This is a genomic window from Devosia sp. P2_G7, assembly GCF_056403495.1.
On the sequence record NZ_JBFUFI010000015.1, the window covers coordinates 70,570 to 84,506 of the forward strand.

At 64.4% G+C, this 13,937-nt stretch carries 15 protein-coding genes; 5 read left to right on the forward strand and 10 right to left on the reverse strand.

Annotated elements, in window-relative coordinates:
- Window position 1 precedes the first annotated feature (1 nt).
- From AC1DWU_RS20830 to AC1DWU_RS20865, 8 genes are all read right to left on the reverse strand, one after another.
- Entirely contained in the window at window positions 2-910 is a 909-nt protein-coding gene (locus AC1DWU_RS20830) for a dihydrodipicolinate synthase family protein (RefSeq protein WP_477151922.1), read from the reverse strand.
- A 14-nt stretch (window positions 911-924) separates the two neighbouring features.
- A complete protein-coding gene (locus tag AC1DWU_RS20835; protein WP_477151923.1) occupies window positions 925-1,236 on the reverse strand; it encodes an L-rhamnose mutarotase in 312 nt (103 codons plus the stop codon).
- 11 nt (window positions 1,237-1,247) lie between these two features.
- The gene (locus AC1DWU_RS20840; protein WP_477151924.1) at window positions 1,248-2,036 is read right to left on the reverse strand and encodes an IclR family transcriptional regulator; all 789 of its coding nucleotides are present in this window, start codon (window positions 2,034-2,036) and stop codon (window positions 1,248-1,250) included.
- 17 nt (window positions 2,037-2,053) lie between these two features.
- Window positions 2,054-3,247 (reverse strand): enolase C-terminal domain-like protein, encoded by a 1,194-nt coding sequence (locus AC1DWU_RS20845; protein WP_477151925.1) that lies wholly within the window; start codon window positions 3,245-3,247, stop codon window positions 2,054-2,056.
- A gap of 35 nt (window positions 3,248-3,282) precedes the next feature.
- Window positions 3,283-4,287 carry an ABC transporter permease gene (locus AC1DWU_RS20850; protein ID WP_477151926.1) on the reverse strand — a complete coding sequence of 335 codons (1,005 nt, stop codon included), beginning with the start codon at window positions 4,285-4,287 and terminating at the stop codon, window positions 3,283-3,285.
- Window positions 4,284-5,273, reverse strand: coding sequence for an ABC transporter permease (locus tag AC1DWU_RS20855; protein WP_477151927.1), 990 nt, complete (start codon window positions 5,271-5,273; stop codon window positions 4,284-4,286). The genes AC1DWU_RS20850 and AC1DWU_RS20855 overlap by 4 nt, the downstream gene beginning before the upstream one ends.
- A 78-nt stretch (window positions 5,274-5,351) precedes the next feature.
- Window positions 5,352-6,401 carry a sugar ABC transporter substrate-binding protein gene (locus AC1DWU_RS20860; protein ID WP_477151928.1) on the reverse strand — a complete coding sequence of 350 codons (1,050 nt, stop codon included), beginning with the start codon at window positions 6,399-6,401 and terminating at the stop codon, window positions 5,352-5,354.
- Between the two features lie 64 nt (window positions 6,402-6,465).
- Window positions 6,466-7,269, reverse strand: coding sequence for an ATP-binding cassette domain-containing protein (locus AC1DWU_RS20865; RefSeq protein ID WP_477151929.1), 804 nt, complete (start codon window positions 7,267-7,269; stop codon window positions 6,466-6,468).
- Between the two features lie 197 nt (window positions 7,270-7,466).
- Here AC1DWU_RS20865 and AC1DWU_RS20870 point away from each other — a divergent pair, with 197 nt between their 5' ends.
- Complete coding sequence (locus AC1DWU_RS20870) at window positions 7,467-7,916, forward strand: hypothetical protein (RefSeq protein WP_477151930.1); 450 nt, start codon at window positions 7,467-7,469, stop codon at window positions 7,914-7,916.
- Window positions 7,917-7,929: 13 nt separating this feature from the next.
- Here the strand turns inward: AC1DWU_RS20870 and AC1DWU_RS20875 are convergent, their stop codons facing one another.
- Window positions 7,930-8,580: a GntR family transcriptional regulator gene (locus AC1DWU_RS20875; protein ID WP_477151931.1), complete on the reverse strand. Its 651-nt coding sequence runs from the start codon at window positions 8,578-8,580 to the stop codon at window positions 7,930-7,932.
- Between the two features lie 258 nt (window positions 8,581-8,838).
- On the opposite strand from AC1DWU_RS20875, the gene AC1DWU_RS20880 reads away from it, so the two are divergent.
- The 4 genes from AC1DWU_RS20880 to AC1DWU_RS20895 all read left to right on the forward strand — a co-directional run bounded on the left by AC1DWU_RS20880 (window position 8,839) and on the right by AC1DWU_RS20895 (window position 13,128).
- Window positions 8,839-10,164: an ABC transporter substrate-binding protein gene (locus tag AC1DWU_RS20880; RefSeq protein WP_477151932.1), complete on the forward strand. Its 1,326-nt coding sequence runs from the start codon at window positions 8,839-8,841 to the stop codon at window positions 10,162-10,164.
- A gap of 74 nt (window positions 10,165-10,238) precedes the next feature.
- On the forward strand, window positions 10,239-11,159 hold the full coding sequence (locus tag AC1DWU_RS20885; RefSeq protein WP_477151933.1) for a carbohydrate ABC transporter permease: 921 nt from the start codon (window positions 10,239-10,241) through the stop codon (window positions 11,157-11,159).
- Entirely contained in the window at window positions 11,156-12,037 is an 882-nt protein-coding gene (locus AC1DWU_RS20890) for a carbohydrate ABC transporter permease (protein ID WP_477151934.1), read from the forward strand. Before AC1DWU_RS20885 ends, AC1DWU_RS20890 begins: the two co-directional genes overlap by 4 nt.
- Before the next feature lie 41 nt (window positions 12,038-12,078).
- Complete coding sequence (locus AC1DWU_RS20895) at window positions 12,079-13,128, forward strand: mannonate dehydratase (protein ID WP_477151935.1); 1,050 nt, start codon at window positions 12,079-12,081, stop codon at window positions 13,126-13,128.
- Between the two features lie 125 nt (window positions 13,129-13,253).
- On the opposite strand, the gene AC1DWU_RS20900 is transcribed toward AC1DWU_RS20895, so the two are convergent.
- Entirely contained in the window at window positions 13,254-13,907 is a 654-nt protein-coding gene (locus AC1DWU_RS20900) for a hypothetical protein (protein WP_477151936.1), read from the reverse strand.
- Window positions 13,908-13,937 lie beyond the last annotated feature (30 nt).

A 13,937-nucleotide genomic window follows, 5' to 3' on the forward strand; every position in this document is an offset into this window, starting at 1 on the left:
CTCAACCCCCGAAAGCGACCGGCGTCGGCACGATGGTCGCGAGCAACTCATCGATCTCGCGCTGGGTGATCGGATCGACTGCCGTGGTCGGCGAACGCACCAGCGCGCTGCGGATGATGCCGCGCCGCACCAGCAGTTGCTTGTGGATGGCGTAGAAGATGTCGCCGCCCTGGTTGCCGAGCCGGTTCACCGCCATGATCGTCGCATCGAAGTGCACGCGCGCCGTGGCTTCGTCGCCCTTCTTGAAGGCGTCCCACACCGCGACAAAATCGGCCGGCTGGCTGCAGAACGGCATGGTGCCGTGGGCGCCGCGGCGCAATTCCTCGATGAAGTAGCTGCCACCGGCGCCACCGAAAATGGTCAGCCGATCGCCGACCGCGTCGGCCATGGCCTGCACCTTGCCGGTGACCGGCACGGTTTCGACCTTGATGTATCTGACGTTCTTGCAGGTGTCGGCGATGCGGAGCGCCAGTCCGGGCGAGATCGGCCCCTGCGGCACGTCCTGCAGGATGATCGGAACACCGACAGCCGCATCGATCGCCTTGTAGTAGTCGAAAATCTCCTCCGAGCTGACCGGCATAAACGAGGGTGGGATCACCATCAGCGCGTCAGCCCCGGCCGCTTCCGCTGCCTTCGAGTAGAACACCGCAAGGTCGGTGCCGGCGGCACCCGAGTTGATGATGACCGGCACCCGGCCATTCACCGCCTCGATCGTGGCGCGGGTGATCTGCGCCCGCTCGGCCTCGTTGAACTTGAACACCTCGCTGCCCAGCGCCACCCCAAGGCCATGCACGCCCGCTACGATGTTGAAGTCGATCAGGCGCGAAAGGCTCTCCTCGTCGATCGACCCATCGAGAAGAAAGGGTGTGACGAGAATGGGCACTACGCCCCTGATGGCAGCCGAACTCATGGACAATAGCTCTTTCAGCGATTTTCGAAGTTGAACATTTCCTCGACCGGGCGTTGCACCGGCGAGAAATCAGGATTGGTTTCCATGTAGGGCGCCATCATCTTCCACCAGCGCCAGGTGAGGTCGCTGATCGGCGTGCCGGGAACCGGTTCGCTGTCGCGCTCCATGTAGGCGAAGAGGTCGAGCCCGTTGCGGTAGATCGAGAAGGTTCGCACGCCATCGCGCTTCATGGCCGCGAGCATCTCGGGCCAGATCTCGTCGTGCTTCTGCTTGTAGATCGCCTCGTTGCCGGGCTTCAGCTTCATCATCCAGGCGAGGCGAACCACAAGTCTTCTCCTTAGCCGGCGAGGCGGGCAGCCGCTGAAGCGGCGGCCGGCGGCCATTCACCGGCATATCCAAGCCGGCGGCTCACGTGCTCGCAGGCGTTCCAGAGCTGCGCGACGATCGGCATCACGTTGTCGCCGCCTGGTTTTTTCACCGAAGGCCCGGTGACGCTCATCGCGCCCACCGAGTGGCCGGTGCGGTCGAGCAACGGCACGGCGACGCAATAGACGCCCATCACCACTTCCTGGTCGTCGATCGAATAGAAGCGGTCGCGGATGCGCCCGATCTCCTCGCGCAGCTTGTTGGCATCGACGATGGTGTGGCTGGTGAGCGCAGGCAGCGGATGGGTGTAGACCTCCTCGCGCCGTTCCTCGGGCATGTATGAGAGCATCGCCTTCCCCGCACCACCGCAGTTGAGCGGCCCACGCGAGCCGATGCGCAGGTCGAGCTGCATGCCCTCGTTGCCGCGTACTTTGTCGATACACACTCCGTAGAGGCCGCTCAGCGCGTTGACGTTGACCGTCTCCCTGGTCGCCTCGGCGATCTGTTCGGCAAAGGGCCGGCAGAGCCGCGGCAGGTCGATGCGCTCGAGCTGCAGTCCGGTGATCTCGAGCAGGCGGAACGATAGCTCCCACTCGCCCGAAGGGGTGCGGTCGACCACCCCTTCCTCGGCGAGATCTAGCAGCATCCGGTGCACCGAGCCGAGCGGCAGCTGCAACTGCTGCGCCACGGCGCGCACTCCCAGCGGACCCTTGCGTGCAAGAAGGTCCATGGCCTGGACTGACCGGGTGATGCTCGACATAGGGCCTCGCTAGCTCGTTACCAGTGGGTCTTCTTGGTCGTGGCGTTGGGTTCGATCAGATTGTCGTCAATGTAGTCCCACTCGATTTCGTAGCCCATGCCAGCGCCCTTCGGCAGGTGCACGTAGCCCTCGGAATCGATCTTATCGACAGTGTTCTTGAGGTAGGGATGCGGCGCGTCGTAATCGACGCCCGGTGCGAGCAGGCCCTTCTCGTAATACTCGGACGTATCTTCCGAGGTCGCGCCGATCACCTGCAGGTTGCCCCAGCCGGCCATGTGCATTTCGCAGCGCAGCCCATAGGCCTCGGCGACGATGGCGGTCTTGCGCGCCCCAGTAATGCCGCCTCGGACCACGTCGATGCGGCTCATGTCGCCGGCGCCGCGCAGGATCCACTCGGCGCGCGAGAACACGCCACCAGCGATGATCTCGGGCGACAGGATCGGGATCGACAGCTCACGGCTCAAGCGCACGTAGCTCTCGGTGCGGTATTCCGGCATCGGGTGCTCGTACCAGTAGAAGTTGAGCTTCTCGAGTTCGCGGCCGACCTGAATCGCCTCTTCCATGGTCATGTAGGTGCCCCACGGATCGAACATCAGCACGTAGTCGGGTCCGACGGCCTCGCGCACCAGGTGGCAAGTCTCGATATCAGCCTTGATGTTGGACGGGCGGCCGGGGGTCGGGGTGCCGGTCTCGGGGTTCCAGAAATAGTGCGGATGGATCTTGTAGGCCTGGTAGCCCTCGGTTTTGCAGGCGAGCGCGTGCTCGGCATAGACGTGCGGCTTGCCGATATTGGGATAGGTCGAGGCGTAGGCCTTCACCTTCTCGCGCCCGGCGCCGCCCATCAGCTTGTAGACCGGCAGGTTGGTGTAGCGTCCTGCGAGATCCCAAAGCGCGTTGTCGATCACCGAAGCGACATTCTCCTGGACGTTGGCGACCCACATCCACTTCCAGATCATCTCGCGATCCATCGGATCCTGCCCGACCAGCAGGTCCTTGATGCGCCAGAGGATCTGCTGCTGGTCGACGACGTTCAGGCCCTCGTTGTCGCCGTGCGAACCGCCGCCGAGATAGTGCCCGACCACGCCTTCGTCGGTGTGGATGGTGAGCACGGTCTGCATCATCCGCGTATTGGGCAGCGGCAATGCATGGCCGACATCCCAGCGGTCGGCATAGGTGCGGAACGACTTGATGGTGATGTCCGAGATCTTCACGGCACAGTATCCTTGGATCGAGTGATAACTGGTTATTATTCGTAGGCGTCGCCGCCGCGCAGGCGGTCGAGCAGGACCGCGGCAAGCAGCAGCAGGCCGACAATGATGTTCACGTAGTACGGGCTGATGCGCCCCAGATCGAGAATGTTGGCGACCCCGGCCACGGCGAGCAGGCCAAGCGCCCCGCCCACCGGGTTGCCGACCCCGCCGCGCAGGATCGAGTAGCCGCCGATCATCAGCGCGGCATAGACCTGGAACTCAAGGCCGAGACCGGTCGCACCGGCGGCGCTGCCGAGCTGGCCGACATAGATCATTCCGCCTAGCCCGCCACCAACAGCGCTGAGCAGCAGCGCCGCGGTCCGCACGCCCCTGACCGAAATACCGGCGCGTGCTGCAGCGCGGTCGTCGCCGCCAACCGCCTGTATGTGGCGGCCGACCCGCGTCTTGGTGACGACCACCGCGGCGATCAGCGTCAGCACGATGGCAAGCAGGAAGAACAGCGGCAGGCCGAAGACCTGCTGGTTGATCAGGGTGAAGAAGTCGATGTCGAAGGCCGGGATCATGCGCTGGTTGCCGCATAGCACCCAGGTGATGCCGCGCAGTGCCGTAAGCATGCCCAGCGTCGCAGCGATCGGATCGGCGCCGAACCGCACGATGGCCAGTGCGTTCAGGCCGCCGATCGCGAGGCAGATCGAGAGCGTCGCACCCGCGGCGGGCCAGATGCCCCAACCATGGGTGATGAGCCAGGCGAAAATCGCCGCCGAAATCCCGACGATCGAGCCGATCGAGAGGTCGACCACGCCGGCGAGCAGGGCAAAACCCGAAAACGCCCCGACGACCAGCGGCACGATGAGGAAGCTGCCGATGATCGAGACGTTGCCGAAGGAGACGAACTTCGGCCCGATCCAGATCAGCCCGACGGCGATCACCGCGATGAAGGTGAAGGCGATGCTCGCTACCGACCCGGTCAGCGCGTCGCGGATCGGGTGGTGCGGCAGGTGTGCGGGCAGCGTGCGGCTTGCAGCGGCGGTGTCGGTCATGGCGTGCCCCTCCGCGCCCGATAGCCGTCAATGGCCACAGCGATCATCAGCAGAATGCCCTGGAAGATGGATTGGGTATCGGACGAGAGCCCGAAGAAGACGAGCGAGGTCGGGATGGTGGACAAGAACCCGACGCTGAGCAGCAGCATCCAGAAGCTGCCGCGCCCACCGGCGAGTGAGATCCCCGCAAGGATGACAGCGGCGATCACGTTGAGCTGTAAGGTGCTAGCGGAACTGGGGTTGAACGGGCCGGCGGCAGAGGCGAACAGCACCGAAGCAAAGCCGACGAACCCACCGGCCGCCATGAAGGTCGCGAACCGGGTTTTCTTCAGCGAGATGCCGCGTGCTTGTGCCGCAAACCGGTTGCCGCCAACCGCGGTGATGCGGCGCCCGTATCGGGTGAAGCGCATTAGGAAACCGACGATGACGATGAGCACCAGCATCGGCCACCAGATGACCGGCAGGCCAAGGAAGCTGGCGCGGCCCATGTGGTAGATTTCGCTGCCATTGGGCACCTGGGCGAGTTGGAAGACGAGATAGAGCGCTGCGAGGCCGATGAAGTTGGTGGCCAGCGTCACGATCACCGGGTTGAGCTTGGCGAAAACGACGATTGCGGCGTTGAATGCGCCCCATGCCATGCCGACCAGCACCGAGCCGACAAACACCAACGGCAGCGGCAGGCCGGCTTCCGACAGGCGAACGGCGACAAGGCTGGTGAGGATGAGGCCGGCTGGCTGGCTCAGGTCGATGAAGCCGCCGGAGATGCCTATAATGCCCTGGCCGATGGCAAGCACGCCGACGATGGACATGGTGAAGGCGATGGCCAGCACCGTCTGGTGGGCGAAGAAATCCGGCCGGTAGATGCCGGTGGCGGCAATCAGCAGTGCCCACACCGCGACCAGCGTTATTGCCGTGCCCCAACCCTGGAACCGGACCCCGAGCGCGGTCGGGGCAGGCGTAGCATCGATGGCGCGGTCCATGGACATAGGCGCTTCCTGAGTGGCTGAACGACAAAGGCCGGCAGCCGGCAATCGAGGATCGCCGGCTGCCGCTATTGGGCGAGCTTACTTATTGGGGCAGAACAGGTCGTATTCCGTCGTGCCGGCCGGGGCGGCGAGCAGCTGCGTCACACGCTCGGCCATATCCGGCACGGCCTTGGCCTGCTCGGCCGAGACCGGGCACGGCTGGACCTTCGACGCCGGATCGCCGGCATCGGCCTTGAGGGCAACTTCCTTGCCTTCGGCAATCGGCCCGATAACGTCCTTGATGGCGTAAACGGCGTAGCCTTCGAGGAAGTAGAACACCGACCCGGCGAGGTGCGGGTTGACGTTGTCGCCGGTGATGAAGGCGCCGTCCTGGCCCCAGCCGATGACTTCATCGGCGCGGCCGAGCTGTTCGGCGGCATTGATCAGGCCGAGCACGCCGCCGTCGTTGATGCCGACCACGGCCATCTTGACCGCGTTGGGATTGGCGGCAAGCAGATCGCGGGCCGCCGGCAGAGCGACTGCTGCGTCGCCGCTACCCTCGAACGAGATGTATTTTTCCGCCGGGATGTCCGGGCAGATGTTCTTGACGCCGGTGCGCATGCCGCCGGTACGCCATTCGTTGACGATGCCGGCGCCGGCACCCTCGGACGAGATCACCAGGTCGGGTTCGCAGTTCCACTTTTCCTTCATGATCTTGCCGAGCTGCTCGCCACCGGCAATGCCGGCCGCGAGGTTGTCGATGCCGACGAAATACATGCCGGGATCGGCGATGTCGTAGGTGACGATCGGGATATTGGCGGCCTTCATCACGGCGCTGATGGCCGGGTTGGTCGAGGGCTGGCCGTTGAACTGGATGGCAGCGTCGACGCCTTCCTGCACCATGATCTGGGCATTCTTCAGCGCCGTGGCCGGATCATTGTTGTTGGAAAGTTCGACATAGTCCCAGCCCATTTTCTCGGCCAGCGCCCGGGCGACGTCGCCCTGCGCCTTCATCCACTCGCAGCAGGTGTTTCCACCCACCATCATGCCGAGTTTGAACTTGTCCTGAGCTTGAGCGACACCGGCGAAGCCGATGAGCGCGGGTATCGATAGCGCCATGATGGCGAATGCACGTGCTGAGTTACGCAAGATGGTCTCCTCCCTTTGCGGTAACGTGGAATGCGATCGTGTTTGCGGCCCCGGGCTTGTTGCCTCAGGCCGCAGCTTGCGCAGCGCGCGCCTCGGCGGAATCGCCGGGGATGGCGCCGGTAATCAGTCCGACGATCTCGTTGACCTCGGTGTCCTTGACGGTGCGGGTGGCGATCGAGCGGCCGAGCCGCATCACGGTGATGCGGTCGGCAACACTCATCAACTGCTGCATGTTGTGGCTGACGATGATCACCGAGACGTCCTGCTCGCGCAGGCTCCGGATCACCTCGAGCACCTGCCCGGTTTCGCGCACGCCGAGCGCCGCGGTGGGCTCGTCGAGGATGACGATGCGGCGGCCCCAGAGCAGGGCGCGGGCGATGGCGAGGCACTGGCGCTGGCCGCCCGACATGCCCTTCACCGACACGTTTATCGAGGGCACCTTCACCTTCAGCGAGTCCAGCACCTGGCGAGCCCGTTCGCGCATCTGCTTGTCGTCGACGAGGTTGAACAGCCGGGCCAGCGGGTTCTTCGAGAGCTCCTCGCGCCCGAGATAGACGTTCTGGTAGGCCGACATGGTGTCGACCAGCGCGAGGTCCTGGTAGACCGTCTCGATCCCCGCATCCATGGCATCCTGGGCGCGCTTCAGCACCACCGGCCTGCCGTCGATGACGATCTCGCCACCCGACGGGGTGAGGATGCCGGAGAGGATTTTCAGTAGCGTCGACTTGCCGGCGCCGTTGTCGCCGACCAGCCCCACCACTTCACGCGGATAGAGCTGCAGCGATGCATCAGCGAGCGCCACGACCGCACCGAAATGCCGCGAAATATTGCGTGCCTCAAGGACAGGCGAGTGCGCCTCGTTCCCCATGAGCCTTCCTCCCAACGCTTCTCTGTGTTCCAATATTGGAACGAGCGTTTCATATTAGGGACAGCTAAGCGCCGGTGTCGGTGCTTGTCAACGGGGACCGAGATTCGACTTGCGGATGAGAGGCGCCGGCCCCGCCATTGTCCGAGGCTATAGTTCAGGCTAGTATTTGAGAGGAGCGCGAGTGACTGGAGTGCGGAATGCCAAGTCCATCGAAGTCTCGCTACGAAGTAACAGCCTACATTATCGTCACGATAATCATCGGCACGCTTGTCGGCGCGCTGATCGGTGCGATGTTTGCCGATACTGATGCCGGACGGGCGTCGGTCGGCATCGTCGCCGCCTTCGTCGCCGTGGCCGCCGAGATCCTGATCCGCCGCTATCTGGGGCGATCGCTGCCGCAGTTCTTCCTCAGCGATCGCGAACGCAACGCGCCGCTATCAGTGTGGGTCGGCGCCTTCGTTACCGCCGTTGCGGCCGGTCTCGCCACCAGCAGCATCGGCCAGGTGATGGGCATCCAGGACAGCATGATGATCGGCCTCCTGGCCGGCCTGTTCGCGGGACTGATAACCTCGGTGCTTGTGGTGCTGCACGACCACGAAGCCAACCTCAGGCGCGGCAGCAGGCGACCGGTCGACGACGCAGTCTAGGAGCGCAGAGGTCTCACGTCGTCAGCACCCGGTGCAACACGCCCTGCAAATGTCGGTCCAACCCGTCACACGCAGCGTCCACATCCCCTGACTTCAGCGCGTCGATGATCACCATGTGCTCCTCCATCGAGGTCACCGTGTTGGCCGGCCCGACCGCGTTGAGGTTGTGCAGCCGCAGCAGGTACATCTTCTGCGTCAGCCGGGCGTAGTTGACGCGGATCTGGTCGTTGTCGAAAGCCGCAACGAAGGTGTCGTGGAACTTCCGCTCCAGCAGCTTCACCGGGATGCGGTAGCGCTCGATCTCATTCACCCGGCGAACGAAGTCGATGATCTCGACATGCTCGTTGCGCATCGTCGTGGTCCACTCCGGCGTCACCGTCTGGGCGAACTTGCGCAGCCCCTCGCGCTCCAGCAGGCCGCGGAACTGGAAGCAGTTCCCGACGAATTTCACGTCCGGATAGAAGATCGTGATCCCGACCTTGCGGCGGACGGTGATCAGCCCCTCGGCCTCGAGCAACGTCGTGGTCTCGCGCATCGGCGACAGCGACAGCCCCAGCACCTTGCACAGCTCGTCCTGCGTCAGCGTCTGGCCGAGCTTCAGCCGCCCCGCAACCAGCGCGTCGAAGAATGCCATGTATCCGGCATTCTCGATCTCCCCCCTCATCCTTTTCTCCTATCCCGCGCGCATTGACAGCAGTTTGAGCCCCATAATACGCTCTTAATAGCGCTATTAAATATATTTAAAAGCCAGCGCAGCGAGAAAACTGTGAGCGGCCGGCCGTTTTGGCCCTTCCCGCTCCATTCAAATCGGGATCCCGCAGGGAGGCGGGCCGCCCACCGAAAACTGATCGCCCGGGCGATCGGTCCGGCACTGTTCTTTCCAATTGCCAAGCCGCAACGAGCTCATCTTGGAGGAGAGCCCATGACCAACAAAACCGACACCCAGAAGACGTCCGGCTGGTCGCGCCGCCGCGTGCTGACGACCGCGGCGAGCGGCCTTGCCCTCGCCGCTGCCAGCGGCTTTCCGATGCCCGCCATCGCGCAGGGCAAGAAGCTCACCTACTGGGGCGGACTGATCTTCTCGGATGATGCCAACAAGCTGCTCACCGACACCATCATGGCCTGGGGCGCCGCCAACGGCGTTGCCACCGAGGTGGTGATGATCAACCAGAACGAGACGGTGCAGAAAGTGTCGGCGGCGGTCGCTTCCAACACCATGCCCGACGCGCTGGATGTCGGCCTCGACCTGCTGCTGCTCTTGTCGCGGCAGGACCAGTTCATCACCATCGACGATCTCTACAAGAAGGTCGGCGACGCCCAGGGCGGCTGGTTCGAGGGTCCGGATCGCGCCACCGACACCACGGCAATCGTCGGCGGCCGCACCGGCCTGCCCTTCGGCGTCAACGGCAACCTGCTGCTCCGTCGCAAGGATCTGCTGGAGCCCGCGGGCTTCACCGAGGCCCCCAAGACCTGGGAAGAGCTGGTCACCCAGGCCACTGCCGTCAACGCCCCGCCGGTCTCCGGCCTCGGCCTCGCGCTCTCCAATGTCGGCGATGCCAACGTGCAGGTGAACGTGCTGCAGTCCTATGGCGGCCGCATCGCCGACGACGCGGGCAAGAAAGTCACCATCAAGTCCGAGGAAACCCGGACCTACCTGACCTGGCTGAAGGACGCCTGGGACAAGGGCCTGTTCCCGCCCGGCGCCACCACGTGGGATGGGGCCGGCGACAACCAGGCCTATCTCTCGGGCCAGGCCGCCTTCATCGCCAATACCGGCTCGGTCGGCATCGCGGCCAAGAAGGACGATCCGGAATTGTTCGAAGCCAGCGCCTTCTCGCCGCTCCCGGCCGGTCCGAAGGGCCAGGTCTCGCCGATCACCCCGCAGACGCGTGCCATCACCAAGGGCAGCACCAGCCAGGACGAGGCCAAGGCCCTGCTCGAGCACCTGTCTTCGCCGGAGTTCATGAACGCCTACTTCAACGTGGCGATCTATGGCCCGGTGCTGAAGAACCAGGAACAGCTCGCCGCCTTCGATGGCAAGAACACGATCCTGACGGGCCTGCTCGGCCTCGCCAAGGCGGGCACTGCGCCGGCTTACCCGGACGTGCTCAACGCCGCCTATGTCGATGTCGGCTCTAACTTCGTCATCCCGAAGATGGCGCAGCGCGTGGTCGTCGACGGCTGGGACTTCGACAAGGCAATGGATGAGGCGCAAGCCTCGGCCCAGGCGATCTACGACAAATACTGATCCCGTAGTTCCTCCCTGCCGCGGATGGCCTCGCGCCATCCGCGGGCTTCTTCCGCATCGAGGACAGAGAACGCATGACAGCGGCGATCGATCAGGAGCCAGGTCCCCCTTCCCGCTCCGGCTTCGGCGGCGGCTTCCGGATCAAGCTGTTCGCCTATGCGCTGGTCGCGCCGGTGATCCTGTTGATCATCGGCCTCGTCGCCTACCCGTTCTTCTTTGCCATCTGGGTGTCGTTCACCGACCAGGTGATCGGCAGCGTCGGTAACTTCATCGGCTTCAAGAACTTCCAGTATCTCGCCGGCACGGCGACGTTCTGGAGCGCCATCTGGAACACCATCGTCATCGTCCTGGTATCGGACGGACTGAAGCTCTGCATCGGGCTCGGCCTCGCGCTGCTCGTCCACCAGAAACTCCCCGGCCGCGGCATCTTCCGCTCGTTCCTGATGCTGCCCTGGGCGATGCCGGCCTTCGTCGCCTTCCTCACCTGGCGTGTGCTGTACCAGCCGATCGGCGGCGGCATTAATCTCATCCTCACGCAGACCGGCCTCTACCCGCATGTGGTCGATTGGCTCGGCTCGCGCTCCACCGCCATGGGCGCGGTGATCACCGCCTCGGTCTGGCGCGGCTTCCCGTTCTGGTTCGTTTCCCTGCTCGCCGCCCTGCAATCGGTGCCCAAGGAGCTCTACGAGGCGGCCATCGTCGATGGCGCCAATGTCTGGCAGCGCTTCTGGAACGTTACCCTCCCTGGCATCCTGCCGGTGATCATCGTGACGACGCTGCTGAGTTCGATCTGGACCGCCAACGGCTTCGAGCACGTCTGGCTGCTGACCGCCGGCGGCCCATCCGACGCCACCATGGTGTTCCCGGTGCTGGCCTATTTCGGCATGCAGACGCAGCGCATCGGTGAGGCCGCCGCGGTGTCGGTCTACATGCTGCCGGTGCTCGCCATCCTCGTCCTCTTCGCCACCTCGCTGATGATGCGGAGGGAAGAGTGAGCACCCTCGCAGACGTCGTGGCGCCCGCCGCCTCCAGCCCGAACACCGCACTGCGCCGCCTGTGGATCGGCCGCGGCCTCAGCTATCTCGTCCTCGCCATCGCCGTGCTGCTGGTGCTGTTCCCGATCTACTGGATGATCATCACCTCGCTGAAGCTGCCGCGCGAGATCTACCGCGTGCCCTCGCTGTGGCCGAAGACCTTCACGCTCGACAATTTCTCGAAGCTCCTCGCCGACGGCGGCTTCCTCCTCGCCATCCGCAACAGCCTGATCGTCTCGACCATCGTGACGCTGATCTCGGTGACCATCTCGTCCTTCGCCGCCTACTCGATGGTGCGCTTCCGCTACCGCTTCCGTGGCGTGTTCGGGCGGCTGATCCTCTTCGCCTACCTCACGCCGGGCTCACTGCTGTTCATCCCGCTGTCGATCGTCATGGCGCAGCTGCACCTGGGCAATTCGCTGGTCGGGCTGGTGCTGGTCTATCTCACCTTCTCGCTGCCGCTCTCCACCTGGCTGCTGCAGGGCTATTTCCGCGGCGTGCCGCGCGAGCTCGAGGAACAGGGAATGATCGATGGGCTCAGTCGCTTCGGCGCGCTGATCCGCATCGTCCTGCCGCTCTCGGCGCCGGGTATCGCGGCGGTGGCCATCTTCACCTTCACCGGGGCGTGGAACGAACTGCTCTTCGCACTCGTCCTCATCACCTCCGAAAGCCAGCGCACCGCGCCGCTGGCACTCAACTATCTCATCACCAGCGACGTGTTGCCGTGGGGGCCTTTGATGGCCGGCGCGGTGATCTCGTCGGTGCCGCTGATGATCCTCTATTTCGTCGCCCAGCGCTTCATGGTGGCGGGCATGACCGAGGGATCGGTCAAGGGCTGAACACCCGGCGAGACATCTCAAGCCAACAGGAACATACGACGATGGGTATCAGGGTTGCGGTAGGCCAGTTCCACGAACTGAGCGAGGAGAGGCTCCGCTTCGCGGCGCAGATCGGCGCCACCGGGTTGCAGATGAACAACCCTACGCTCCCTGGCGACAGCCGCTGGGAAGAGAAGGATGTGCGGGCGCTGGTCGACCAGGTCGAAGCCGCCGGCCTTAAGTTCGAGGCGATCGAGAACGTTCCGACGCACTTCTACCACAAGGCGATGATGGGGCTCGACGGCCGCGACGAGCAGATCGAGAACTACCAGGCGACCATCCGTGCCGTCGCCCGCGCTGGCATTCCGGTGCTCGGCCTCCACTTCATGCCCAACTCGGTGTGGACCACCAAGCGTGACGCCGCGACCCGCGGCGGCGCCGTGGCCCGACAGTTCGACATGGCCGTGGTCGAAGCCAATATCGACAATCTCGAGCTGCTCCGCTCGTTCATGCCGACCACGCTCGGCCGCGCATCCTCTATGCCGCTATTCGGCAAGGACGGCCCGTTGATCACCGAAGCGCAGATGTGGAGCAACTACGAGTACTTCATGAAGGCCGTGCTGCCGGTCGCCGAGGAGGAAGGCCTGAAGCTCGCCCTCCACCCGGATGATCCCCCGGTGCCGATGCTGGGCGGCGTGGCGCGCCTCTTCTACAAGCCCGAGAACTTCAAGAAGGCCTACGACCTCGTCGGCCGCTCCGAAGCCTGGTCGCTCGACCTCTGCCTCGGCTGCTGCTCGGAAATGGAAGGCGGCAAGGCCAACGTCAACGAGATGATCGAGTACTTCGCGCCCAAGGGCCGCATCTCCTACATCCACTTCCGCGACGTGAAGGGCTCGGTGCCGAACTTCGTCGAGTGCTTCATCGGCGACGGCAATTTCGACCCGGCCGAAGTCATCGTGCTCCTCGCCAAGAACGGGTTCGACGGCTTCCTGCTCGACGACCACGTCCCCAAGATGGACGGCGACAGCGACTGGAACCACCGCGGCCGCTCACACGCCATCGGCTACATGCAGGGGCTGTTGAGGATGGCCGAGTTCCTCGGGAAGGCTTGATCGCCGGGCCCAGCCAAACCCACCAGCCCCACCTCCCCCTTGACGGAGGAGGCAAGCGGAGCTTGGGAGCGCTGCGACCTAGCGCAGCTCGGAGGGGGTGCGAGCCGGGCTCGATGCCCGTAGTCTCACCCTCCCAGCATGCGGTCAGCCACGCTGTAGCTGTGGCTCGCCTGATAGGCGTTCCGTCCCCGGTTCATGTGGGTCAGGTTGAATCGTCGAATGGCCCGCAACGCGGTGGGGTTCGACAGGAACTTGCGGATTGAGGCTGCGCCCCGCACGGTGATGCCGAACATGTCCTGGCCGCGCGGGAAGAAATAGCCGAAATCCTCGGGCCTCTCGACGCTCTGCTCGATCACCCCCTCGTCGACGCGCGCCTCATCGAGCGAGTTGTCCGTGGTGAAATCCGAGAGATGCAGGATGAATCTCGAGCGCACGCCCTCACCGTCCGCGTAGAGAGTGAACAGCTCCATCCAGCTCGCATTGACCCGCACCAGCGGCTTGTCGGAGGTCGACGGCAGGCAGGACACCGACCAGTAATAGCGCTCGGTCTGGCGCGGGATGGGGAGGCAGCTCGCGCCGTAGCGGCGCAGGATGTCGAGGACGTCCTGTGCCTGCGGGCGACGAAGGAGCTTCTCGAACCGTGGGAGGTACTTGAACCGCAACTCCAGCGACTCCGGGCGCTCCTCGGCGTCAGGCAAGTCCGCCTTGCCGTCCAGCCAGTCGCTCTGCTGCTCCGGGGTGAGAAACTGGCGCAGGCCCTTGGTCGTGTCGCTCTTCATGCGCATCCTCCCGCAAGCGCAAAGGGCGCC

Bases quoted from the DNA above. Each gene is read 5' to 3' on its own strand.
- AC1DWU_RS20830 (WP_477151922.1), bottom strand. From the start codon at position 910: ATGAGTTCGGCTGCCATCAGGGGCGTAGTGCCCATTCTCGTCACACCC.
- AC1DWU_RS20885 (WP_477151933.1), top strand. From the start codon at position 10,239: ATGACAGCGGCGATCGATCAGGAGCCAGGTCCCCCTTCCCGCTCCGGC.
- AC1DWU_RS20850 (WP_477151926.1), bottom strand. From the start codon at position 4,287: ATGACCGACACCGCCGCTGCAAGCCGCACGCTGCCCGCACACCTGCCG.
- AC1DWU_RS20900 (WP_477151936.1), bottom strand. From the start codon at position 13,907: ATGAAGAGCGACACGACCAAGGGCCTGCGCCAGTTTCTCACCCCGGAG.
- AC1DWU_RS20880 (WP_477151932.1), top strand. From the start codon at position 8,839: ATGACCAACAAAACCGACACCCAGAAGACGTCCGGCTGGTCGCGCCGC.
- AC1DWU_RS20865 (WP_477151929.1), bottom strand. From the start codon at position 7,269: ATGGGGAACGAGGCGCACTCGCCTGTCCTTGAGGCACGCAATATTTCG.
- AC1DWU_RS20875 (WP_477151931.1), bottom strand. From the start codon at position 8,580: ATGAGGGGGGAGATCGAGAATGCCGGATACATGGCATTCTTCGACGCG.
- AC1DWU_RS20870 (WP_477151930.1), top strand. From the start codon at position 7,467: ATGCCAAGTCCATCGAAGTCTCGCTACGAAGTAACAGCCTACATTATC.
- AC1DWU_RS20855 (WP_477151927.1), bottom strand. From the start codon at position 5,273: ATGTCCATGGACCGCGCCATCGATGCTACGCCTGCCCCGACCGCGCTC.
- AC1DWU_RS20840 (WP_477151924.1), bottom strand. From the start codon at position 2,036: ATGTCGAGCATCACCCGGTCAGTCCAGGCCATGGACCTTCTTGCACGC.
- AC1DWU_RS20895 (WP_477151935.1), top strand. From the start codon at position 12,079: ATGGGTATCAGGGTTGCGGTAGGCCAGTTCCACGAACTGAGCGAGGAG.